The organism is Clostridium lapidicellarium (assembly GCF_041224415.1).
Lineage (GTDB): Bacteria > Bacillota > Clostridia > Clostridiales > Clostridiaceae > Clostridium_B > Clostridium_B lapidicellarium.
This window is the reverse complement of record NZ_JBGFFE010000020.1, coordinates 1-24,001: the sequence shown is the minus strand read 5'-3', so window position 1 is coordinate 24,001 and position 24,001 is coordinate 1. Positions and strand designations below refer to the sequence as shown.

Genomic DNA, 24,001 nt, shown 5'->3' with positions numbered 1-24,001 from the left:
TGAAACCTATGAAGAAAATTAGAATATTACATATAGCTCAGTCAAACGGCGGGGTTTTAGAATATTTGAAGATGCTTATTAAATACATGGATAGAGGGAAATTTGAATTTTATTTATTGGCATCTAAGGAATATGAAGAAGAAAGAAAAAATTTTGAAGAGATTGGATGTAAATTAGATACAATTGTCATGGTAAGAGAAATTTCCCCTAATTTGGATTTAAAGTCTATTATAACAATAAGAAGATACATAAAAAAAATCAATCCGGATATTATTCATTTACATAGTAGTAAAGCAGGAGCATTGGGAAGAATAGCATCTATGTTTTTAAGTATACCTGTTGTATATAATGCACATGGTTGGGCCTTTGATATGGATGTGGATAATAGAAAAAAATTGATGTATGTGTATGTGGAAAAAATTTTGGCAAATTTTACAGATGTAATAATTAATATATCTAATCATGAAAAAAATAGTCAATTAAAATATAATATAAAACCGAAAAAATATACCAAAGTTATATATAATGGTATAGATTTAGAAAGATATAAAATTAATTTTGATGTAGAAAATATAAAGGAAAAGTTAAATATTCCGTATGAAAATTTTGTTGTTGGAATGGTTGCTAGAATATCTGAAGCTAAGTCTCCTGAAAGTTTTGTTGAGATAGCAAAAAGACTTAAAAAAAAATTAGGTTGCTGTTATTTTGTATTAGTCGGAGATGGAGAATTAAGAGATAAAATTGAAAAGCTAATTGACAAATACAAATTAAGGAATGATTTTTTGATAACCGGTTGGACCAATGAGGTACCTAAATATATATCTTTATTTGATGTTGGTATATTAACATCAAAATGGGAAGGATTTGGACTTGCTTTGGCAGAATACATGGCATCTAAAAAACCAGTGGTAGCTTTTAATTCTGGTGGAATTCATGATGTAGTAAAGAACAATTATAATGGGTTATTAGTTGATTATGGAGATATAGATGGATTTTGTGACGCTATTATTGAAATTAAAAATAATGATAAACTTAGGAAATATTTAGTGAGTAATGGATATAAAAGTGTAAATGAAAAATTTAATGCTGAAAGAGTTGCTAGAGAACATGAAGAGTTATACTTAAATTTAATGGATATGTAAAACAGATGGTAGCTATATTAATTAAAAATAGAAATTTTATAAATAATTAATAGAACTGGAAGGTATTATAAATGAAACAGGTAGTATTTAATGCACTTCAAACTTCGTTAAGTGGAGGAATAGGAAGGTATTGTTATGAATTATCGAAAGCTGTATATAAACGACATGAAGTTGATTTTAAGATTGTCATAAGAGAAGAGGATAAAGATTTATTTGATTTTGCTAGTAATAAAGATTTAATAATTATTTATGGAATAAAAAATAGTATGCAGAGAAATTATTATGAGCAATTTAAACTTCCTAAACTGATTTATAAAAAATATCCTGATGCAATTATTCATTATCCTGATACTATGGCACCGTTATGTTCTAAAAATAAAATTATTATCACAATTCATGATTTAGCATTTAAAAGTTTTAAAAACGCTTTTACATGGAAGACAACTATATGGAAAAATTTTATAACTGCTTTATCTATAAAAAAAGTTAGCAAGATAATAGCAATAACTAATTTTGCTAGAAGTGAAATATTAAAGTATTATCCTGATGTTAAAAACAAAGTCAAAGTTGTTTATAATGGATTTAATGATTTTTCCAAAGAGCTTATTGATATTAACAATGTTAATAAAAGCATTTTAAATTTAAAAGGTAATAAATATATTCTTACAGTTAGCACAATATCGCCAAGAAAAAATGTTGATGGACTTATAAAAGCTTTTGATTTAATTAAGAATCAAATTAATGATTATAAGCTGGTTATTGTTGGTAAGAACGGTTGGATGTATCAGGGAGTTTACGATTTGGTGGATACTTTAAAATTGAACAATAGAATATTATTTACTGGTGAAGTAAATGATGATGAGTTAAAATTTTTATATAAAAATGCCGTGGTATTTGTTTATCCATCGTTTTATGAAGGATTTGGATTACCACCGCTTGAAGCTATGAGTTATGGGATACCATGTGTGGTGTCTAATAAAACTTCTATTCCTGAAGTTGTGGGAGAAGCTGCAATAAAAATTGATCCTTATGATTTAAATGGAATAGGTGATATGATTATAAAAGTAGTTCAAGATAAAAAAATATGTGATGATTTAATTTTAAAATCTAGGAATAGATTAAAGTGTTTTTCATGGGAAAAATGTTGTAATGCTGTAATTGATATTTATTTAAGAAATTGAAGATTTATTTATATTTTTTAATTTAAATACATAGAAGGGGAAAATTTTATGGAAATAGTAAAAAATAATTTAAGTGGTTTGGATATAATTGAAAGCTTAGATGAAAACATAGATGAAAATGATATTAATAAAAAGGTATGTATATTTGGACAGGGATTTGTGGGTTTGCCCCTTACCCTTAGCTTTGCATTGAGAGGATGTGAAACCATAGGTGTGGATGTAGATGATTTGCTTGTGGCAAATACTAATAAGGGACTGACTAATCATACTGAGAAATTTTATAAAGTAAGTATACGAGAAATATTGAACATGCAGATAAAAAAAGGTAAATATAAAGCTACGGTAGATGGTGAGGCAGCAGTAAGAAAATGTAATAATATAATTGTAACTGTAGGTATACCGATAAAAAATGGTGAGTATATAATGGATTATCTGAAGAATGCATGTGTAACCATAGGGAAAAATTTAAAAAAAGGTGATCTAGTTGTTATAAGGAGTACTGTGATTCCGGGAACGACAGAAGAATTTATAATGCCCATACTTGAAAGAGAATCAAATATGAAAGCGGGAACTGATTTTTATCTTGCCTATGCTTCAGAGAGAATTGCAGAGGGAAAGGCCTTTGAAGAATTTGCAAATATGCCCACACTTGTAGGGGCAGTAAATAAGAGAAGCTTGGAAAGGGCGGCATCACTTTTGGTAGTGGTTTGTAAAGCTCGAATAGTAAAGGCTTCCTGTATAAAGGCAGTGGAAACTTCGAAGGTATTTGAAAATGTCCAGAGAGATGTAAATATTGCCATGTCTCAGGAATTTGCCAGATTTGCAGAAGCTCTGGGTATAGATATTTTTGAGGTAATAAAACTTGCAAATACACATAAGAGAGTAAATCTTTTAACGCCGGGTCCTGGTGTTGGTGGATACTGCATTCCAAATGCATATCATTATATAGCTCCAAGAGCGGAGAAAATGAATGTATCTATGGATATATTAAAGCTTGCACGGAAAAAAAATGCTTTAATTCCGCAATTTATAGTTGATAAACTTCGAGAACTTTTAAAGAGCAGAAATAAAAATATTAAAGATTGTAAGATAGCTGTTTTGGGGCTAGCTATGAAAGATTATTCCAATGATGACAGGATAAGCCCTTCTATAGATATATGCAAGCTTCTTGTAAAAGTTGGGGCGAAAGTGAGAGCCTTTGATCCCATAGTACCTACAAGATATGATTTCAAGGTTGAAAATGAAAAAGAAGCTTTGAAAAAAGCAGATGCAGTATTGATTCTAACGAAACAAAATGATATGAATTATGATGACTGTGAACATATGGCCAAGCTTATGAATAAAAATCCTGTATGCATAGATACCAAAGCAGTGGTTAATGCTGTAGAAGCTAGGAAATATGGTTTTTTATATTGGAGAATATAATAGATATTTTATAGAGTGAGGATAGAAATGAAAAAAATTGTTATGGCGGAATACTTAGAGTATAATAGCGATTTTAAAGTTGGTAATCATCATTATGCAATGATGTTTTCAAAAAATGGGTATGAAGTTCTATGGCTGTCACCGGTTTATAATCATATAACGAAAATTATTAATAGTAGTATCTATAATCAAAGAAGGAATTTAAACAAAAAATTTTTTAAAAAATTGGATAAAAATATATTTGGATATTCGCCCTATTCTTTGATTTTATATGGAAGATTACCAGTATTAAATACAAAGTTTGCTAATAAATTAAGTATTAAATTAACTATACCTAATTTGAAAAATAGTTTTGAGCGAAATAATTTTAATAATGTTGATATATTATGGCTTACTAATCCTAAATATTATTACTTAACCAAAATAATTAAATATAGAAAATTAATTTATAGATGTGCTGATGATTTAACAGGTTTTAGTCAAGCGTGTAGAACAATGTCCTATTTTGAAAAAAGAATAATTAGGAAAGCTGATCTAGTCTTTGTTACTGCACATAGTTTAATTGAAAAAAAACAATGCTTGAGAAAAGATTTGATTTATTTGCCTAATGGAGTTGAGTTAGACAACTTTATTAGAAAAAAATATATTTTCCCAAGAAAATTTCAAAGTAATAAAAGAAAAAGTTGTATTTATATAGGTGCAATCGATAATTGGTTTGATCTGAATTTATTAAAGTACTGTATAGAAAAATTGAATAAAATAGATTTTTGTTTAATTGGTCCATGTAAAATAAATTTATCTTTACTAAAATTATATAAAAATGTTCATATATTAGGTAAGATAGATTACAAACAAATACCTAATTATTTGTACTATAGTGATGTTGGAATTATACCATTCAAAGTAAATAAGTTAACAGATTCAATAACTCCAATAAAACTATACGAGTATATGAGTGTAGGGCTAAATGTTGTTTCTACTAATTTCAAAGAAATGGAATATATAAATAGCCCAGCTTATGTTGCTAAAAGTTATGATGAATTTTGTGAAGATATAGTAAAAGCAATTGATAATAAAGATAAAGATAGGAAAAATAATATTGAATTTGCAAAAGAAAATACATGGGAAAAAAGATTTGAAGAAATACAAAAATATTTATAGATAATTAAAAGTTTTATTGTTAAGGGCAATTAGATAAAATAGTATGAGATGGTGGCAATAGTATGTTGATAATAGCAGGATTTATTATTTTATTATTTTATAGAATTTCAAAGATAAAATATAAACATAGAATGATGATAATCAAATATATAATAATAAGTTTAGTTATTTCATTAGTTTCATTATGGTTTTTGCAGAAAGAAATTTTTTTACATAACGGGCTAGATGGCACTATAGGGACCGATGCTTATAGGTATTGGGTTATATTAAAATATGCAGTAACGTATAAATTGTCAATAAAAGAATTTAATGATTACATTATATTCTTAGGATATCCAAATATCAAATTCTTTTTTATATTTGAATATTTAGTTTTAATTACGAGTGTAATAAAAACACCAGTAATTTTAAAAATATGTAATATTGTATTGGTACAAAATATAATAGTGTTAGTTTATTTATATATAAGATCTATTGATATCAATTTGAATAAAAAATACATAAAGTTTATTTTACTACTAATTTGTACAAATGGAGGATTAATTTTAACTTCTATTAGAGTTTTTAAAGATATAATTTTACTTTATATATTATTTGAAAGCTTATATAGTCTACAAATTTTTTTTAAAAAAAGAAGTGTTATAGCTTTAATTACATATTTTATTTTAGCTTATTTTAGTAATTATATAAGGCCTAAATCTATTTACATCTATTTGTTTATATTTTTAGTTCAAATAATTATAATAAAGTTTAGTATTATGAAATCAAAAAAGTTAAAACAAAAATTAGTAGGTATTTTATTTATTATACTAATTAGTTGTATTGCACTTTATCGTATTCCATTTATTAGTGAACTTTTAAATAAAACTCAAGAAATAGCGATAAATGATGCAACAAATGAAATTTCTGAGGGCTATGGAGGTTATTTATCGGAAAATACGTATATTTTAAACAATAATAATATATTTTTTAGATTTGGGATAGGTACATTGAGGACAATATTTTTTCCAACTCCATTTAAAACTTTATTTACACCTGTAGGGTATAATGTTTCATTTTTTGAGGGGATAACTGGTAGAGTTTTAGAATTGATGTGGCAATTTGTATATCCAGTCTCACTAATTATTTTTATATATTATATATTATTTTATTTTAGTGAGAATGATTATAAATATATACCATATATTTTATTTTGTTTGATACAAGTACTTACTTATTCTTTTATGTATTTTGGTGGGGCTCAATTGAGGTGGAAATTGCCGTATATTATATTATTTATAATATTTTGGGGTAAATGTAATCAATATTTTAATAGAAAAGATAAAATTCTAATTTTTATGATAAATATTGTGTATTTCTTAGGTACATATTTATGGGGAGTTAGCTATTTGTTATAATCATTAAAATTGTTAACTGCATATAGTTTAAGGTTAAAAAAGAAAGGGTTGAATATGGATAAATATGATATTGCACAAATAGGCATATATCCTCCACCATATGGAGGAATATCGATACATATAAAAAGATTGAAACAATATCTAGATAAAGATAAGGTTACTTATATTATATATACAAATAACGGTAATGATTATAAAAAAAATGATAGAATTTTTAATGTAAGGAACCAGTATGTATTTTATTTTACGTTTTATATTATAAATAAATGTAAAATAGTTCATTATCATGATTTGAATTGGAAAAAAAGATTTTTACTTTCATTTCTTAAACCTAAAAAGATAAAGCTAATATTTACTTTCCATAGTTTTAGAGATGATATTTATAATATTAATTATATTTATAAATATATGCATAGAGTGGTTTATAAGAAAGCAAATGTTATAATCGCTGTATCTCAAAGTATAAAAGAAAAGCTGATTCAAGATGGGTGTGATGAAAATAAGATAAAAGTAGTACCTGCTATAATATTTCCATTAAAAATTCAAGATGTTAAAAAGGATGAGCATTTTAAAAGTATAAAAAAATTTCAATCACTTCATAATATTATATTCATAGCTAATTCATCTAATAATAATCATTTTAATGGTGAAGATTTGTATGGAATAGATATGTGTATTGAACTTGTCAATAAATTTCACCAAAAAAATATTAATGTTGGATTTTTATTTTTTATATCTAATATAAGTGACAGGGGTTATTTTGATAAATTAAATAAGTTAATATGTAGATATACTATTAATGACAATTTTATGTTTATAAATTCAAAAGTAGAACTTATTGCCTATATAAAGGAGATATCTGATAATTCTAAGGATATTTTTTTAAGACCAACTAATACAGATGGTGATGCTATTTCCATAAGGGAGGCGTTATATCTTAAGATACCTGTTATTGCAAGTGATGTGGTTCAAAGACCTGAAGGTACTATTTTATTTAAAACAAGGGATATTGAAAATTTGTATAATAAAACTGTTCATGTTATAGAAAATTATGATTTGTATAAGGAAAAATTGGGAGATATAAAGATAGAAGATAATTCAGAAAAAATACTGGATATTTATAAAAAATTGATGAATTCATAGAAATTGGGAGTGAAGTTTGTGAAGGTTTTAGTTACAGGTGGAGCCGGGTTTATAGGATCACATATTGTAGATATGCTTATTGATAATGATTATGAAGTTTGTATTGTAGATAATATGTCTCATGGTGAGAAGCAGAATATAAATAGTAAAGCTAAAGTATATAAAGTGGATATTAGAAGTCCTAAGCTTAAGGAAGTATTTCAAATAGAAAAACCTGATTATGTTATTCATGAAGCTGCGCAAATATGTGTAAATAATTCTCTGATAAATCCATTGGAGGATGCTGATATCAATATAATGGGGACAATTAATATTTTGGAAAGTTGCAAAACTGTCAACGTAAAAAAAATAATTTATCCGGCGTCAGCAGCTATATTTGGGAATCCTAAATATTTACCCATAGATGAGAAACATCCGCTGGATATGATATCTCCATACGGAGTATCAAAGCATACTGTTGAACATTATTTAAATGTATATAAATATCTTTATGGAATAGATTATATATGCTTGAGGTATTCAAATGTATATGGACCAAGGCAAGATTCTTCAGGCGAAGGGGGAGTTGTGTCAATATTTTTTGATAGATTAAAAAAAGGTAAAACTCCTGTGATATATGGTAATGGGAAACAAATAAGGGATTTTGTATATGTAGAAGATGTAGCAAGAGCTAATATGATGTCTTTAGAATCCCATAAATCGGGAATGTACAATGTTTGTACTAATGTGAAGACTACAGTCAATAAACTGCTGGAATGTATAGAAAAAATTCTTAATGTGAATGTACAGCCAATTCATTTGGAATCCAGAAAAGGGGATATAAGGGATAGTTATATGAGTTATGATAAAATATATGAAGAATTGGGTTGGAAACCAAAATATAAATTGGATATGGGAATAAGAAAAATAGAAAATTATACTTGTAATTTCAATTAACATAGTAGTTAATAAATTAGGGGGATGATTAAAAGATGGTAGGCTTTTTTTTAGTGATAAATCCTGATGAAATAGATTTCAATTTACCAATTATAAATAAAGATGATAAACTTGTATTTAATTATACTAAACATAAAAATTTTTACTTAGGTAGAAATTGTAATAGTAAATTTTTGAATGATAAATTATTTTATGAAGATGATAAATATTTAGTTGTTACAGATGGTGTTATATTTAATAGTAAAGATATTATTTGTAAATATGGTGGTAAAAATTTAGTTGAATCTATGATTTGTATGTATAATGATAAGGGAAATGAATTCTGTAATTCATTTAGAGGAAGTTTTTCAGGTATTCTTTATGATAAAGTCAAGAATAAGTGGTTAATATTTACGGATCATGTAGGTGATAAGAAAATATTCTATAGTAAGTATAAAAAAATTATAGTAATTTCATCAAAAATTATAAATATAGTTAATTTTTATAAAAAAAATAAAATACCATATTCGTTTGATAAAAATGGTGCATATTGCTTATTAACACAAGGATTTATGATACAAGATTATACATTAATAAAAGAGGTAAAGAAGTTATTGCCAGGGAGTTATATAAAATTGCATAATGATAAATTTGAAGTGAAAATGTATCATAAATATTCAAATACGCAAAATTATAAACAAAGTGAAAATGAAATAATTGAAAATATTGATAAGCTCTTTAAAAATGCAGTTAAACGTCAATTTGATAAGGACGATGAATATGGATATAAACATATAGCTTCTTTAAGTGGAGGATTGGATTCTAGAATGACAACTTGGGTTGCGAATACATTAGGGTATAATAATATTTTAAATTATTGTTTTTCACAATCAAATTATTATGATGAAAAAATATCAAAACATATAGCCACAGATCTTAATAATGAATATATTTTTAAGACATTGGATGATGCAAAATTTCTTTTTTATTTAGATGACGCTGTTAAGATAAATAGTGGTATAAGTATTTATTAGATAGCTTAAATTTAAACGAATATGGTTTAATACACACGGGACAAATTGGAGATGTGGTTTTAGGAACATTTTTGCATAATAATTATAACCAAAAAGCTACAAAAGTTGCAGGGGCTTATTCTTCAAAGTTAAAAGAAAAATTACAGTATGTGAATGTGAATTTATACGATAATTTAGAAATATTTTTATTGTATACAAGAGGATTTAATGGAGCTTTAAGTGGAAATTTAGCATTTCAGGAATCAACGGAATCATATTCACCATTTTATGATGTAGATTTTTTTGAATACTGTTTGTCTATACCTATAAAATATAGGGTTGATCACAAAATATATTTTAAGTGGATTAAAAGTAAATATCCTGAAGCTGCTAAATATTATTATGAAAAACTTCATGGAAAAATAAATACCCCACTATTTATTACTAAAAATAGGTGGTTTATAATTAGGTGTATAAATAAATTCCTAAAAATTATTGGATTAAATGGGTTATATGGTACATTTACTAAAAATGCAATGAATCCTTTTGATTATTGGTATGAAAATAATAAAGAATTACAAAAATTTATAAATTCACAATATAATGATAATATAGAGTTATTAGATTTTGATAAAGATGTTAAAGAAGCATGTATATATTTATTTAATAATGGAATAATGACGGAAAAATTTCAGGTATTAACGTTATTATCGGTGACTAAATTGTTATTTTAATTTTATAAAATATAATTTTAAAACTTAGTTTATATGGATAAATTATTAGAATTTCGAAAAGGAGATAAAATGGACTCAGAGGATATTACGGTTAGCGTTGCGATGATTACATATAATCATGAAAAGTATTTGAGAAAAGCATTGGATAGTATATTAATGCAAAAAGTTGATTTTAAATATGAAGTGATTGTGGGAGAAGATTGTTCTCCAGACAACAGTAGAGAAATATTAAAAGAATATAAAAGAAAATATCCAGATATTTTTAGAATGATTTATAGAGACAAAAATATTGGCGCAACTAAAAATAGTTATGATGTTTTTACTAAATGTAAAGGTAAATACATTGCGATTTTAGAAGGTGATGATTTTTGGACAGATGAATTTAAGTTAAAAACTCAGGTGAAATTTTTAAAAAATAATGAAGAATATTCAGGTGTATATCATAAAGTAACTGTTTCAGATGAGTTTGGTACTATAATTAAGAATATGCCTAGTGATAAATTTATTATTCAAAATAATATTCATGAAATTGGATCACCAAAGCGATTTATAGAATTGTGTTATGAAACTATGGGACAGGTATTTCACGTTCAGTCATTGATCTTTAAAAATATATTTTTAAAGTATAATAATTATGGAAAAATTAAAAATTTACTTACTACAGCAGATTATATTTGTGATACTCAACTAAAACTTTTAGTTTTGGAAAGAGGAAAGATTAAATTAATTAATAAGGTTATGGGTAACTATAGATACATAAGAAAACGAAATGAAACTTCCTTTTCTTCACAAAATATTTTGGTACATTACAGCAATATAAAAAATGTTTGGAAGGCTGTAGATCAATATTTTGATTATAAATATGGATACTTAATAAAAAAATTGATAATTAAAGAAAAATATATGGTTATATTTGATAGATTTAAGAATAAGGATATGAAAAATGTATTTATATTATTTATTAATGAGTTGAATTTCAAGGGTAAAATTGGGTTTATAAATTATTTTAATAAAAGATTGATTACTAAAATAAAAAAATGCTAAATTGTACTTAAATTCAATGGTATATATGAGAACTAGATATAAATTGTAAAATGGGGAAAAAGGCATTATGAAAATTCAAACTACAAAATCAAAAGTTATTTCCTCTCTGTTTTGGAAACTCATGGAGAGAGGCGGAACACAGGGAATACAATTCATAGTTCAAATAATATTGGCTAGATTACTTGTACCAAATGATTATGGGATAGTTGCACTTATATCAATATTTATTATCATAGCTAATGTATTTGTACAAAGTGGATTTAACACTGCACTTATTCAGAAAAAAGATGCTGATGAAGTTGACTTTTCATCAATATTCTATTTAAGTTTATTAGTGGCTAGCTTGTTATATATAGTTCTTTTTTTCACAGCACCGCTTGTAGCTGATTTTTATAATATTCATCAAATTACATTAGTACTTAGAATATTATCTATTACACTATTTTTTGGAGCATTTAATTCCATCCAAAATGCTGTAGTGTCTAGGAATATGCAATTTAAATTGCTCTTTTATAGTAGTTTAGGAGCAATATTGATGTCAGGAATAGTTGGAATAGTATTGGCATATATGGGTTTAGGAGTGTGGGCACTTGTGGTACAGCAGTTAACCAATCAATTTATGATTACTGTAATTATGTGGTTTACAGTAAAATGGAGACCTAAGCTGATATTTTCTTTCAAAAGAGTAAAGGGACTATTTTCATATGGATGGAAGTTGCTGGTTTCTTCATTGATTGATAATCTCTATATGAATTTGCAGAGTTTGATTATAGGCAAAATATACAACCCTTCTATGTTAGGATTTTATAATAGGGGAGATCAATTTCCTAAAGTTATTGTTTCAAATATTAATGGTTCGATACAGTCGGTTATGCTGCCTGCTTTGGCTTCGGAGCAGGATAATAGAAAAAGAATTAAAGATATGGTTAGACGTTCAATTGTTACAAGTTCCTTTGTACTTTTTCCCATGATGTGTGGACTAGCTGTTACTGCAGAACCTTTAGTTAAAATCTTATTGACGGATAAATGGCTGCCTTGTGTTCCTTTTTTGCAGATTTTCTGTGCTTCATATGCTTTATGGCCTATACATACTGCAAATTTACAAGCAATTAATGCCTTAGGACGCAGTGACATTTTTTTAAAATTGGAGGTCATAAAAAAGATTATAGGACTTACAATATTGGTGATATCTATCCACTTTGGTATTTATGCTATTGCTATAGGAACATTGGTTAGTGGAATAATTTCCACATTTGTAAATGCTTATCCAAATTTAAAATTGCTTAATTATAGTTATAAAGAACAACTGAAAGATATAATGTCTTCATTATTATTGTCTTTGATAATGGGTGCTGTTGTTTATAATCTTAAATGGCTTCATATGATGCCATTAGTGACTTTGGTAATTCAAGTATCTTTGGGGATCATTATATATATAATACTGGCAAAGGTATTTAAGCTTGAATGTTATACATATTTATTAAAAACATTTAAAGACATCTATAAAAAAAAGAGAGATAGTAAGTTGAAAATATAGATGGAATAATTATATTGTTGGTTTAACAGATATAAGATAATTTATTAAAATGGAGGTATTAAAAAATTTGAATAGTTTTTATACTTTTGATGAATTAAATAAATTGGGTTTGGCTAGTATTGGAACCAATGTTTTAATCAGCCGTAAAGTAAGTATTTATGGTTCAGAAAAAATAAACATTGAGAATAATGTTAGAATAGATGATTTTTGTATACTTAGTGGAAAGATTACTATTGGCAATTATGTACATATAGCAGCTTATACTGCTTTATATGGTGGTGATAAAGGAATTAATATACATAATTTTGCAAATATTTCATCGAGAGTATCAATATATTCAATAAATGATGATTATTCAGGAGATACTATGACGAATCCTATGATACCTGATAAGTTTAAAAATATTCAAAGTGAAAAAGTTGTTATTGAAAAACATGTTATAATTGGTTCTGGATGTGTAGTGTTACCTGGAGTTGTGCTGAAAGAGGGTGCTGCATTTGGCTCTATGACTTTTATTAATAGGAGTTCAGAACCATGGAGTATAAATGTTGGAGTTCCATTTAAAAAAATAAAAGATAGAAGTAAAAAGCTTTTAAAGTTAGAAAAAGAATTTAGAAAAGAGGCTTTAAATTAAGATGAATCCAATTCAAGTAACTCGTTCTTCAATGCCGGGTTTTGAAGAGTATGTTGAGGAAATTAAAGATTTGTGGAAAAACCACTGGCTGACTAACATGGGTGTAAAACACAAGCAGTTGGAAAAAGAATTGCTGAAGTATTTAGATGTTTCTAATATTGCTCTTTTTGTAAATGGACATCTTGCATTGGAAAACATAATTGCAGCATTTAACCTTACAGGGGAAGTCATAACTACACCTTTTACTTTTGCTTCTACCACTCATGCAATTGTGAGAAATGGATTAAAACCGGTGTTTTGTGATATTAACCCTGAAGATTATACTATAGATGTGGACAAGCTAGAAAATCTGATAAATGAAAAAACATCTGCTATTGTTCCAGTACATGTTTATGGAAATGTTTGTAATGTGGAGAAAATCGGAAAATTGGCGAAAGAGCATAATTTAAAGGTTATATATGATGCTGCTCATGCTTTTGGTGTAACAGTTAATGGTGTAAGTATTGCTAATTTTGGTGATGCAGCTATGTTTAGCTTTCATGCTACAAAAGTTTTTAATACTATTGAAGGCGGGGCTGTAATTTTTCATGATGAAAAATTATATAAGAAATTGAATCAGTTAAAAAATTTTGGAATTACCAGTCGTGAATCTGTTGGGTACATAGGTGGCAATGCAAAGATGAATGAGTTTCAAGCGGCTATGGGTATTTGCAATCTTCGTCATGTTGATAGTGAAATTGCAAAGAGAAAATCCGTAGTAGAAAGATATACTGAAAGATTGAGTGATATTAAAGGAATTAAGCTGTGTAAACCTCAAAGGGGGGTAAAAAGAAATTATGCATATTTTCCTGTAATATTTGATGGGTATAAATTAAATCGTAATGAAGTATTTGAAAAGTTAAAAACACAGAAAATATTTGCACGTAAATATTTTTATCCACTTACCAACAGATTTGAATGCTATAGAGATAGATTTGATATTGGGGAAACGCCCGTAGCAAAATACATATCAGATAGAGTACTTGCACTGCCTCTTTATGCTGATCTTAGTTTAGAGGATGTTGATAGAATCTGTGATATTATTTTGGATAAATAATTTATTTTAAAGATTGTTAATAGTTTTATTGTAGATTGGAGGATATGAAAATGAAGGGGATAATTTTGGCAGGGGGGAAGGGGACACGTTTATATCCAATGACACATGCTGTTTCAAAACAACTTCTGCCAGTATATGATAAGCCACTTATTTATTATCCGTTATCTGTTCTTATGCTGGCAAGTATCAGAGATATACTTATTATATCAACTCCACAGGATACACCTATTTATAAAAAACTTCTTGGTGATGGTTCAATACTTGGGATTAAACTTACATATAAAGTTCAGGAAAAGCCTAGGGGACTTGCCGATGCGTTTATTATTGGAGAGGAATTTATTGGTGATGATAATGTATGTTTGATACTTGGTGATAATGTATTTTACGGGCAAAATTTAACGAGGATACTTAACCGTGCTAAAAAATTAGATACCGGGGCAGAAGTATTTGGGTATCCAGTTAAAGATCCACGTTCTTTCGGTGTAGTTGAGTTTGATAAAAATAATAAAGTAATTTCTATTGAGGAAAAACCTAATAAACCAAAGTCAAATTATGCGGTACCGGGTCTTTATTTTTATGATAATAATGTTGTAGAAATAGCCAAAAATATTGGGCCTTCTTCTCGTGGAGAATTAGAAATTACTGATATTAATAATGTGTATTTGAAGAAAGGTGAACTCAGTGTAATATTACTGGGACGTGGTATGGCATGGCTGGATACTGGTACACCTGAAGGAATGTTAAAAGCCGCGGAGTATGTTGAAGCAGTCCAATCGAGGCAGGGTTTTTATATAGCATGTTTAGAAGAGATTGCATGGCGGAGAGGATTTATTAATAGAAATCAGTTAAAAGCTATTGGTGAAAGTTTAAAGATGACTGATTATGGACAATATATTTTATCTTTGTTAAATGAGTAAATGTTTATTAATATGGGAAGGGAATATAAAATGAAAACTATTTTAGTTACAGGTGGAGCTGGTTTTATAGGAAGCAATTTTATAAGATTTATGCTTGATAAATATCCTTATTATAGAATTATAAATATAGACATGTTAACTTATGCAGGAAATTTAAATAATTTAAAGGATGTTTCAGATAATCCAAATTATGTTTTTGTAAAGGCTGATATAAGGGACAGAGCAAAAATCGATGAAATATTTTCATCATACGATATAGATAATGTTGTGAATTTTGCAGCGGAGTCTCATGTAGATAGAAGTATTGTTGAACCTGAAATATTTTTAACAACCAATATACTTGGGACTCAAGTTATGCTTGATACAGCTAAAAAATATTGGAGTGTTAATTCTTGTGATAAATATAATAAGGAATATAAACCAGAAGCTAAATTTTTACAGGTATCTACAGATGAAGTATATGGTACATTGGGATCAAAAGGAATGTTTACAGAAGCAACCCCACTTATGCCTAACAGCCCCTATTCGGCATCAAAAGCAGGTGCTGATATGATGGTTCGGGCTTATTATAAAACTTTTGGCATGCCGGTTAATATCACACGCTGCAGTAATAATTATGGTCCATACCAGTTTCCTGAAAAATTAATACCACTAATGATAAATAACTGTTTTAGAGGAAAGGACCTGCCTGTTTATGGTGATGGAATGCAGATAAGGGATTGGCTTCATGTATCAGATCATTGCTCTGCCATTGACACGGTTTTACATAAAGGTGCAGTTGGACAAGTTTATAATGTAGGTGGGAATAATGAAAGAACTAATATAGATATAATTAAATTAATTATAGAAACCATTGGAAAGTCGGAGAAATTGATTAAATATGTAAAAGATAGACCGGGTCATGACAGAAGGTATGCCATCGACAGTAGTAAAATAAGGACCCAGCTGGGTTGGAAACCAAAATACACTTTTGAACAGGGAATGGAAGAAACAATTAGTTGGTATTTAAAGAATACTAAATGGGTTGAAAATATAGTGTCTGGAAATTATAAGAAGTATTATAAAAAGATGTATTCAAACTTTGATAGTAATGCAGAAGACATTAAGGAAGTTAAAGAAAAGTAAAATTTGAATAGGGGGAAGATGTATGGAACATATTTTGATAACTTATAGCATAGAATGTGCGGAGAAAGGGCATGTGGATCCTGATTTTACTCAGCTTGTGTATGGTAATAGCGGGAAAAATGGAGATATAATAAAAAGGCATATTGTTCCGGGATCTTATATATTCTTTAATGCTAATATTGAGCAAAAAAGATTTATTACGGCTTATTTTGAAATAGAAAAAGTACTTGTTAAAGGGCAGCAGGATAGTGAAATTAATGCTCTTAAGTGTGATGCAAGGTCAGATGAAGTTGTGGTAATTGGCGATAGAAATCGTTCAAAGGTATTAACAGCACCGTTATTATTCGATAGGAAATTAATTGGAAAATTAACAACATATAAGGCGGATGACACTTACTTTGATGGAAAACTTGCATCAGGATGCTCTGAGTTGGAGGCAATCAAGGATAAGACTTTAAATCCAAAGGTAATTAGTGAACAAGAAAAGGAACTGCTAATCAGTCTGTGCAGGAACAGAGGTTAAACAGGTGCAGCAATAAAAAAAGGAGATATGAAGATGTTGGATAAGGGCAGTACGTATTCTTTTGATGGAGATGAGGGTTTTATAGAATACCTAAGATCACTGGGTACTCTAAGTGAAAAGTCCATAAAAGATGACATGTCCAGAATTAATTCCATGAAATCCCGGGGAATAGACTATATACTAGCGGAGAAAAATATGCTAGAGATTATCTGGAAGAAAGTGATTTGTCGGATTCAACGGTGAAAAGTTGTCTGAGACTTTGTAGAAGGTATGAAGAGTATATAAAATCGTGGGGACTGACCCCATAACATTTTTTGGAAATAAGCTATAATAAGTATTGTTTTAATGTAAGGATAAATTATGGTTTAGGTCTGAATATTTCAAGGTGGCGGGCCGCATGTTTCTTTTCAGAGAGCCACCTATTCTTTATGGAGAGCCAGTAAGTGATATTATGGTGCAATGAAACCGTATGACCGGACAAAGAGGAAACATATATTATTTGTTATTCACTTATCGATTTATCCAAGCCATATACTTTCTGCATAGATAAATCCTTTGATGAATCTACCGGTTCGATATTGATTTTATATAATTATGGGTAAAAATAATAGAGGTGTGTTTTTATGTATATATCGCATATACAAATTAGTAATTTTAGATCATTTGGTGAAAATATAAATATTGACTTTAATGAAGGAATAAATGTTATTATTGGACATAATAATGCAGGTAAATCAAATCTTTTAAAGGCACTAGGATTAGTATTCGATTGTAATAGTCATAAGAAATTGGAAACTGATGATTTTAATAAATATATAGGAATTGAAAAATTAAGGGAAAAACCTCCGAAAATAGAAATATCTATAACTATTAAAGAGTCAGAGAATGAAGATAAATATTCTGATGATCTTGCAACAATAGGAGAATGTCTTACTAAAATAGACAGCCCGTATGAAGCAAAGCTTACATATGAATTTTTTTTACCTGAAAAGGAAATAGAAAATTATAAGAGAATTATGTTAATGTTATCTGGTAAAGATGTTAATTTTTATTGGAAAGCTATAGAAGACAATTTTATAAGAAAATATATTTATAAAATTTACTGCGGTGATCCAGAATATAAAACTGAAGTTGACAGTGAAGTACTTAGAAAATTTGATTTTCAGTTTCTTGATGCAATAAGAGATGTAGAAAGAGATTTATGTACAGGCAAAAATGCACTTCTAAAAGAAATATTGGATTTCTTTATAGATTATGATATAAAAAATGATTCTCAAAAGGATAAAAATGAAAAAATTAATGAAATAAATTCTAAAAAGAAACAATTTTCCAGTGATGCAGGTGGTTTAATAAAACAACTTCAAGGCAGAATGAAATCTGGAAAAGATGAAATGTTGAAATATGCTAATAAAACGGGTGCCAGTTTTGATAAATCAATTCTGGATTTTGATGGGAATGTTTTAGACACTCAATTGTATTCAGCATTACAATTAATAGTTAAATATGAGTCAGATATAAAAATTCCTGTTTGTAACAATGGATTAGGATATAATAATTTGATTTTTATATCACTTCTATTGGCAAAAATGCAAAAAGATGCATCAGGTGAGTATTTGGGCAGTAATTCAAAGGTATTTCCTATTTTAGCTATAGAAGAGCCGGAAGCTCATTTACATCCAGCTATGCAGTATAAGTTTTTGAAGTTCTTAAGAGAAAATAATCATGAAAATGCAAGACAAATATTTATAACCACACATTCACCTAATATTACAGCAGCAGTTGAATTAGATGAGATTATAGTGTTGAGTTCAAATAATCATAAATTAGATATAGGATATCCTGGTAAAGTTTTTAATATTTCAAATCAAGATGATAGAAAGTCTAAGTCATATATAAGAAGATTCTTGGATGTTACAAAATCAGACATGCTTTTTGCTAAGGGAATTATTCTTGTAGAAGGAATTGCAGAACAGCTTCTTATACCTGTATTTGCAAAATGTCTTAAGATAAATCTAGAAGATTGTCACATATCTGTTATTAATGTTGGAGGAAGGTATTTTCAACATTATTTAAAGTTATTTAATACTAAACGTGAAGGGGCAATTGACAAAAAGGTTGCCTGTATAACTGATTTAGATCCCGAACGTAAATGTAAAACTGAAAAGAATGCTAAGTTTAAAAAATGCTATCCTTTTGAACTTAATGTAGATACCGATAAATATGATTACAAAGCATGTTCTAATAATTTTATAACAGAATTTGAAGATAAAATAAAAAATGGTCATATTTCTGATAATATAAAATATTTCACACAAATTATAGGAGAGGGAAAGACTCTTGAATATGAGATAATATTGTCTAATCCTAATTGTAAAGATTTAATTACTAATAGTATAAGCAATGCAGAAAAATTAGAAAAATTGTCTGAATATTTTAATGAAGATAAAGATCTATCTTGTATGTTGGACGAGCTTAGTAATAGCGGTGAAGATAGAAGAATAAAAGATAGTATAATTAATTCATCATGGGATGATGATAAAAAAAAGAGAAAACATTTAATAGCGGCTAAATATTTAAATTCAGTAGGGAAAGGTGAAAATGCTATGGAGTTATCTGATATATTAGAGAATAATTTAAAAAATAAAAAATTTGACTTTAAACCTCCTGAATATATAAAGAAGGCTATAGAATGGATAATAAAGTAAATCAAAAATTTGAATATATAAGTTCGGATTCTCTTATAGATATAGAATCAAATTTTAAGGTAGAGGCAGGGCCTGGTGCCGGTAAAACAACGTGGCTTGTTAATCATATAAAAAATGTATTAAATAAATCTGCTAGATTGAAAAAATCCAGGAAAATTGCATGTATTACATATACTAAGGTAGGAGTTAAATCCATAATTAATAAACTTAAGGATACAGGAGATCAAGTTGAAGTAGGCACTATACATAGTTTTCTTTATAAGCATATAATTAAACCTTATATACATTTAATAAAAGATGATTATGATCTAAACATAGAAGAATTGAGTGTAAATGATGAAAATGTTTTTAGTTATAGAAAGATGATTGCGTGGATAAAAGACGGTGGGCATAAACTACACTATCTTTTGGCCGATTGTAAATTAACTCAGCAAAATTTGGTTAATTTATATTGGAAATTGGAAGGTGATAAATGTGTTTTGAAAGTTAGAAAGCATGCAAATTATAATAAAAAATATTATATTAAAGAGAAAGAAATGTATTTTATTCGCGATTATTCAAGACATCAAAAAGATTATTTGAAATATAAAAAACAGTACTGGAAAGATGGAATGCTCACTTATGATGACGTTTTATTTTTTAGCTATGAATTAATAAAAAAACATCCCGAAATATTGAGAATTTTAAGATCAAAATTTCCATATTTTTTTATTGATGAATTTCAAGATACAAATCCTATACAAACTGAAATTATAAAATTATTAGGCAAAGAGGAAACAATAGTTGGAATAATAGGAGATTGGGCTCAGTCAATATATGGATTTCAAGGTGCAGATGTAACTCAATTCCAAAAATTTTCATTAGGAGATATGAAATACTGTGAAATTAAGGATAATAGAAGAAGTACACGGCAAATCATAAATATTTTAAATATTATAAGAGGTGATTTGAATCAAAAAAGTCCTGAAAATAAAATAGGAGACGAACCTTATATAATAATAGGAAATCAGTTAAACTCTTATAAGAAAGCCAAGAAGATATTAAATGATAAAAGTAAAAATTTATATTCTCTAAGTTATGCTGATATTACTTCAAATGAAATGAAGCTAAATAGTAAAGAAATTAAAGTAGATGAGAGTGTCTTAAAGAATGATATTGTAGATGAAATTATTAATGAAGAATCAGGAAATAGGCCTAAACAAATTGTAAGAGTTATAAAAGCTATTGAATATGCAAGACAGAATAATTTTAAGGAATCTATAAAAAATATGACCAGAGTTTATGGGACGGAGAAAGATAAAGAAAACATAAAAAAAGCTTTGATTGCATTAAATAATTTATTAAGTACTTATGATAAATTTAAAAATAGCAGTATAACAGAATTTTATAATAAGTTAAAAAATAATATCAAACTCGATATAAAAAAGATCTCAAAGGGGAGAATAAAGACATTTTATGACTCTATTAAATATACAGATGTTGTATTATGGATAAAAATAAATGAAGATAACAGCCTTCATAGAACAATTCATAAAGCTAAAGGTGATGAATTTGATAATGTCATGGTAATTGTTAAAAGCAAAATTGATGAAGAGTTTAATGAAGATAAGGATTTAGCATTTTTATTGAATCCTGACTTAAGTCAAGAAAATCAGAGAGTGTACTATGTAGCTGTAAGTAGGGCAAAGAAAAATTTATTTATTAATGTCCCTGAACTTTCTAGTGAAAATGCGAAGAAATTAAAAAACTGTGGATTTAATGTTGTATATGTATAAAATAATCGACAATTACTAAATAATATATATGATAATATGGGTCCCACATCTTGGTGGGGATCTATTATACCAATATATCAAGATAAAATTAAAGTTTTAAGTGAATATAAAAATTCTAATAAAATAAATTTGCGTAATTGGGCAAAAGAAGGCATAGATAAAATAGGTAAAGCTGTAAGTATAGAAAAAGTGAGAGAAGAGGAACAATCTAAGGGTATATATTAACTGAATTAGAGGATTTATAAAAGTTTTGATGTAATTTTGAATATGTAAACTACTGAATTTAATAAAATTGATTCAAATTGTATTTTTAGTAATTCAAATGTGTGTTATAAATTAAAATGTAATAACTAGACTTGTTCAGTAAATAGATTCCAGTAAAGATAAAATTCTTACTGGAATTTTTATGTTAAGTTTCTGTATTGCATAAATTTTTGCTGTGGTCAAAATAGAAATTATGATATAATTAAATCATTAGTGAACGGTGAAGCTGTGGGTGTAAACAACAATTAACTAAGCTATGAAGATGTGAAAGATTTGTCATGGATACATGATTTTGATGCACATGGGAGACCATTATATAATAAAATAAAATCGGGGCGAAGTGGATAGGATTGGCAGATGAAATGACCATAACACTTACTTCCAGCAAATATCCCAGAAAACTGATTGATTATCTCAGGGATGAATTGAAAGTCAGGGTAGAAGCAGCCAGAAGCGGCATATACTATGTGAAAGGTACGGACATAGATACTCAGATTTTAGTGTCAAAACAGCTGGATGACAGAGAGACAGGATATTTAAAATTACTTCAGACCTATAGATTTGATGGAAAATTGGATGTCGGAATACATAAAAAATATAAAGAATCCGTTGTATGCAGTGATAATGGATGTATTGGTGAGAGTAAATCCCAATGAAGTAATGGAGGTGTATAAGAATAAATATGGGGAAAATAGAATTGAATGAAGACAACAGGGGATTGCCAAAGAACTATGAAAACAAAATAAAATCCCTCTCTGATGATAAAATTAAAGCCATTGGTGTGGATATATTTGATATAAGGAAGATAGGGGATTTGGAAAAATATTTCTAGTTGAATTCAGTTTAGAGTTAATAGTAGAGGAAGATTTTCTGTGTCCACCGAAAATCTTCCTCTATTTCTATTCTTAATTCTCAAATTTCTACTATATTAATGAAAGTGCTCAAAATAAGTGAAAGAAATAAGGAATTTTTATTTTGATATGATAAAAAAATTTGAATTGGGCAAGAAACTTAATATGATGAATCATTAGACAGCATGGAGAATATGATAAAGTATTCAAAAGATAAGGATTTTTGAAGTATATTTATGGTAAGCTAAATATGGACAAATTGTTACTAAATTGTTACAATATAATTATAATATATTTATGGGGAGGAAATTATATTGGGGAACAATAAGATGACTAAATGTAAGGCTTGTGGTGCTGATATTGCAAAGGGGGTAAAAAAATGTCCTCATTGTGGTAAAGATCAGAGGAATTTCTTTATGAGGCATAAAATAATAACTTTTATATTGGCAATTATAGTGATAGGTGGTATCGGTTCTGCTTTAGGCGGAGGTGGAGATGACAAAACTGCCACTACAAATTCTGCAAGTCAAAATACTGAAAGTAGTACATCAAAACCAACTGGTGCGTCAAGTGATGCAAAAACTAATTCTACAAAAAAGGAACCGACTGTTGAACAAAGGCAAATTGCGGGGAAAGCTGTTGATTTGGGAGCAGGTACATTTTTGGGTGGAAAAGATGTACAAGCTGGTTTATATGATGTCACTCCTGTTGAGGGACAGGGCAATTTTACAATAAACGGGAATGATGGAGATCTGAAAATAAATGAAATATTAGGAACAGCAGAAGGTATGGGAGTACCGAAAGTAAGAGCTAAAGTAGCAGATAATGACAAAATACAGCTTCAAGGTATAAATAAAGTTCATTTTGAACCTGTAACATCATCTTTTGTAACTGAGGTAAAACCGTTATCTCTATATAGTGGTGTTTGGAAAACTGGTGAAGATATAGCTGTAGGAAGATATAAAGCCGCTCCGGCTAGCGGAAGTGGAAATTTTATAGTATATGACAAGACAGGTATGCCAAAAGTGAATGAAGTTCTAGGTGGAGATGCTGGCGGAGTTAAAGAAGTAACTTTTGATGTAAGTAAGGGAGATGTAATTAATATAGCAAATTTGAGTCAAGTTAATATTACACCTGCTAATTAAATAGGAATTCCTAAAATTTTTAAATGAAGTTATGTTTTTATGTTACAGTAAAAACGGTGATCAATATGTCTAATAGTTAAATATTAGTAGAATATATTTTTATAAGTAGTTTGATTAATTTTGTGATGTTGACCCTCAATAGAGTAAAAATTGCCGTGGGTCGACAATTTTTATATCTACAGTTAATTGGCGGTCTAAGATTGATTTTTGAAATTTTCCTAAAGATTTTCTTAGTGTAAAATTACTGTAGGGTTATTTAAGATAAGAAATGGAA

23 protein-coding genes are annotated in these 24,001 nt (G+C 28.0%); all 23 read left to right on the top strand.

The genetic code is table 11. From position 1 onward, the window contains the following. Positions 1-8: 8 nt before the first annotated feature. The 23 genes from AB8S09_RS12015 to AB8S09_RS11905 all read left to right on the top strand — a co-directional run bounded on the left by AB8S09_RS12015 (position 9) and on the right by AB8S09_RS11905 (position 23,727). Positions 9-1,142: a glycosyltransferase family 4 protein gene (locus tag AB8S09_RS12015; RefSeq protein WP_369869217.1), complete on the top strand. Its 1,134-nt coding sequence runs from the start codon at positions 9-11 to the stop codon at positions 1,140-1,142. 71 nt (positions 1,143-1,213) lie between these two features. Further along, positions 1,214-2,323: a glycosyltransferase family 4 protein gene (locus tag AB8S09_RS12010; RefSeq protein WP_369869216.1), complete on the top strand. Its 1,110-nt coding sequence runs from the start codon at positions 1,214-1,216 to the stop codon at positions 2,321-2,323. A 48-nt stretch (positions 2,324-2,371) separates the two neighbouring features. Beyond that, positions 2,372-3,748, top strand: a complete 1,377-nt coding sequence (locus AB8S09_RS12005) for a nucleotide sugar dehydrogenase (RefSeq protein WP_369869215.1) — start codon at positions 2,372-2,374, stop codon at positions 3,746-3,748. Positions 3,749-3,775: 27 nt separating this feature from the next. Beyond that, positions 3,776-4,909 carry a glycosyltransferase gene (locus AB8S09_RS12000; protein ID WP_369869214.1) on the top strand — a complete coding sequence of 378 codons (1,134 nt, stop codon included), beginning with the start codon at positions 3,776-3,778 and terminating at the stop codon, positions 4,907-4,909. 62 nt (positions 4,910-4,971) lie between these two features. Further along, positions 4,972-6,306 (top strand): hypothetical protein, encoded by a 1,335-nt coding sequence (locus AB8S09_RS11995; protein WP_369869213.1) that lies wholly within the window; start codon positions 4,972-4,974, stop codon positions 6,304-6,306. 54 nt (positions 6,307-6,360) lie between these two features. Then, positions 6,361-7,449 (top strand): glycosyltransferase family 4 protein, encoded by a 1,089-nt coding sequence (locus AB8S09_RS11990; protein ID WP_369869212.1) that lies wholly within the window; start codon positions 6,361-6,363, stop codon positions 7,447-7,449. 18 nt (positions 7,450-7,467) lie between these two features. After that, positions 7,468-8,385, top strand: a complete 918-nt coding sequence (locus tag AB8S09_RS11985; RefSeq protein ID WP_369869211.1) for an NAD-dependent epimerase/dehydratase family protein — start codon at positions 7,468-7,470, stop codon at positions 8,383-8,385. 35 nt (positions 8,386-8,420) lie between these two features. Continuing rightward, the gene (locus tag AB8S09_RS11980) at positions 8,421-9,398 is read left to right on the top strand and encodes an asparagine synthetase B family protein (RefSeq protein WP_369869210.1); all 978 of its coding nucleotides are present in this window, start codon (positions 8,421-8,423) and stop codon (positions 9,396-9,398) included. A gap of 53 nt (positions 9,399-9,451) precedes the next feature. Next, positions 9,452-10,111, top strand: a complete 660-nt coding sequence (locus AB8S09_RS11975; protein WP_369869209.1) for a hypothetical protein — start codon at positions 9,452-9,454, stop codon at positions 10,109-10,111. Between the two features lie 69 nt (positions 10,112-10,180). After that, positions 10,181-11,155: a glycosyltransferase gene (locus tag AB8S09_RS11970; RefSeq protein WP_369869208.1), complete on the top strand. Its 975-nt coding sequence runs from the start codon at positions 10,181-10,183 to the stop codon at positions 11,153-11,155. Positions 11,156-11,222: 67 nt separating this feature from the next. After that, positions 11,223-12,692, top strand: a complete 1,470-nt coding sequence (locus AB8S09_RS11965; protein WP_369869207.1) for a lipopolysaccharide biosynthesis protein — start codon at positions 11,223-11,225, stop codon at positions 12,690-12,692. 67 nt (positions 12,693-12,759) lie between these two features. Continuing rightward, the gene (locus tag AB8S09_RS11960; protein WP_369869206.1) at positions 12,760-13,326 is read left to right on the top strand and encodes an acyltransferase; all 567 of its coding nucleotides are present in this window, start codon (positions 12,760-12,762) and stop codon (positions 13,324-13,326) included. A gap of 1 nt (position 13,327) precedes the next feature. Further along, positions 13,328-14,422 carry a DegT/DnrJ/EryC1/StrS family aminotransferase gene (locus tag AB8S09_RS11955; protein WP_369869205.1) on the top strand — a complete coding sequence of 365 codons (1,095 nt, stop codon included), beginning with the start codon at positions 13,328-13,330 and terminating at the stop codon, positions 14,420-14,422. A gap of 50 nt (positions 14,423-14,472) precedes the next feature. Beyond that, complete coding sequence (gene rfbA, locus AB8S09_RS11950) at positions 14,473-15,339, top strand: glucose-1-phosphate thymidylyltransferase RfbA (protein WP_369869204.1); 867 nt, start codon at positions 14,473-14,475, stop codon at positions 15,337-15,339. A gap of 30 nt (positions 15,340-15,369) precedes the next feature. Next, positions 15,370-16,464: a dTDP-glucose 4,6-dehydratase gene (gene rfbB, locus AB8S09_RS11945; RefSeq protein WP_369869203.1), complete on the top strand. Its 1,095-nt coding sequence runs from the start codon at positions 15,370-15,372 to the stop codon at positions 16,462-16,464. Positions 16,465-16,486: 22 nt separating this feature from the next. Continuing rightward, positions 16,487-16,987 carry a hypothetical protein gene (locus AB8S09_RS11940; RefSeq protein WP_369869202.1) on the top strand — a complete coding sequence of 167 codons (501 nt, stop codon included), beginning with the start codon at positions 16,487-16,489 and terminating at the stop codon, positions 16,985-16,987. 33 nt (positions 16,988-17,020) lie between these two features. Beyond that, on the top strand, positions 17,021-17,230 hold the full coding sequence (locus AB8S09_RS11935) for a hypothetical protein (protein ID WP_369869201.1): 210 nt from the start codon (positions 17,021-17,023) through the stop codon (positions 17,228-17,230). Between the two features lie 380 nt (positions 17,231-17,610). Beyond that, positions 17,611-19,692: an ATP-dependent nuclease gene (locus AB8S09_RS11930; RefSeq protein WP_369869200.1), complete on the top strand. Its 2,082-nt coding sequence runs from the start codon at positions 17,611-17,613 to the stop codon at positions 19,690-19,692. After that, positions 19,677-21,467, top strand: coding sequence for a UvrD-helicase domain-containing protein (locus AB8S09_RS11925; protein WP_369869199.1), 1,791 nt, complete (start codon positions 19,677-19,679; stop codon positions 21,465-21,467). Before AB8S09_RS11930 ends, AB8S09_RS11925 begins: the two co-directional genes overlap by 16 nt. 36 nt (positions 21,468-21,503) lie before the next feature. Continuing rightward, positions 21,504-21,692, top strand: a complete 189-nt coding sequence (locus AB8S09_RS11920) for a hypothetical protein (RefSeq protein WP_369869198.1) — start codon at positions 21,504-21,506, stop codon at positions 21,690-21,692. A gap of 389 nt (positions 21,693-22,081) precedes the next feature. Continuing rightward, a complete protein-coding gene (locus AB8S09_RS11915) occupies positions 22,082-22,387 on the top strand; it encodes a hypothetical protein (RefSeq protein ID WP_369869197.1) in 306 nt (101 codons plus the stop codon). 26 nt (positions 22,388-22,413) lie between these two features. Continuing rightward, positions 22,414-22,563 carry a DUF4351 domain-containing protein gene (locus AB8S09_RS11910; protein WP_294184193.1) on the top strand — a complete coding sequence of 50 codons (150 nt, stop codon included), beginning with the start codon at positions 22,414-22,416 and terminating at the stop codon, positions 22,561-22,563. 333 nt (positions 22,564-22,896) lie between these two features. Next, on the top strand, positions 22,897-23,727 hold the full coding sequence (locus tag AB8S09_RS11905) for a zinc ribbon domain-containing protein (RefSeq protein WP_294184195.1): 831 nt from the start codon (positions 22,897-22,899) through the stop codon (positions 23,725-23,727). The last annotated feature ends 274 nt before the right edge of the window (positions 23,728-24,001 follow it).

What these genes read in the sequence shown, in the direction of transcription:
- AB8S09_RS11910 (WP_294184193.1), top strand. Translation starts at nt 22,414, where the DNA reads ATGGGGAAAATAGAATTGAATGAAGACAACAGGGGATTGCCAAAGAAC.
- AB8S09_RS11940 (WP_369869202.1), top strand. Translation starts at nt 16,487, where the DNA reads ATGGAACATATTTTGATAACTTATAGCATAGAATGTGCGGAGAAAGGG.
- rfbB (WP_369869203.1), top strand. Translation starts at nt 15,370, where the DNA reads ATGAAAACTATTTTAGTTACAGGTGGAGCTGGTTTTATAGGAAGCAAT.
- AB8S09_RS12000 (WP_369869214.1), top strand. Translation starts at nt 3,776, where the DNA reads ATGAAAAAAATTGTTATGGCGGAATACTTAGAGTATAATAGCGATTTT.
- AB8S09_RS11965 (WP_369869207.1), top strand. Translation starts at nt 11,223, where the DNA reads ATGAAAATTCAAACTACAAAATCAAAAGTTATTTCCTCTCTGTTTTGG.
- AB8S09_RS11970 (WP_369869208.1), top strand. Translation starts at nt 10,181, where the DNA reads ATGGACTCAGAGGATATTACGGTTAGCGTTGCGATGATTACATATAAT.
- AB8S09_RS12015 (WP_369869217.1), top strand. Translation starts at nt 9, where the DNA reads ATGAAGAAAATTAGAATATTACATATAGCTCAGTCAAACGGCGGGGTT.
- AB8S09_RS12010 (WP_369869216.1), top strand. Translation starts at nt 1,214, where the DNA reads ATGAAACAGGTAGTATTTAATGCACTTCAAACTTCGTTAAGTGGAGGA.
- AB8S09_RS11990 (WP_369869212.1), top strand. Translation starts at nt 6,361, where the DNA reads ATGGATAAATATGATATTGCACAAATAGGCATATATCCTCCACCATAT.
- AB8S09_RS11920 (WP_369869198.1), top strand. Translation starts at nt 21,504, where the DNA reads ATGGGTCCCACATCTTGGTGGGGATCTATTATACCAATATATCAAGAT.
- AB8S09_RS11980 (WP_369869210.1), top strand. Translation starts at nt 8,421, where the DNA reads ATGGTAGGCTTTTTTTTAGTGATAAATCCTGATGAAATAGATTTCAAT.
- AB8S09_RS11930 (WP_369869200.1), top strand. Translation starts at nt 17,611, where the DNA reads ATGTATATATCGCATATACAAATTAGTAATTTTAGATCATTTGGTGAA.
- AB8S09_RS11925 (WP_369869199.1), top strand. Translation starts at nt 19,677, where the DNA reads ATGGATAATAAAGTAAATCAAAAATTTGAATATATAAGTTCGGATTCT.
- AB8S09_RS11935 (WP_369869201.1), top strand. Translation starts at nt 17,021, where the DNA reads ATGTTGGATAAGGGCAGTACGTATTCTTTTGATGGAGATGAGGGTTTT.
- AB8S09_RS11955 (WP_369869205.1), top strand. Translation starts at nt 13,328, where the DNA reads ATGAATCCAATTCAAGTAACTCGTTCTTCAATGCCGGGTTTTGAAGAG.
- AB8S09_RS12005 (WP_369869215.1), top strand. Translation starts at nt 2,372, where the DNA reads ATGGAAATAGTAAAAAATAATTTAAGTGGTTTGGATATAATTGAAAGC.
- rfbA (WP_369869204.1), top strand. Translation starts at nt 14,473, where the DNA reads ATGAAGGGGATAATTTTGGCAGGGGGGAAGGGGACACGTTTATATCCA.
- AB8S09_RS11995 (WP_369869213.1), top strand. Translation starts at nt 4,972, where the DNA reads ATGTTGATAATAGCAGGATTTATTATTTTATTATTTTATAGAATTTCA.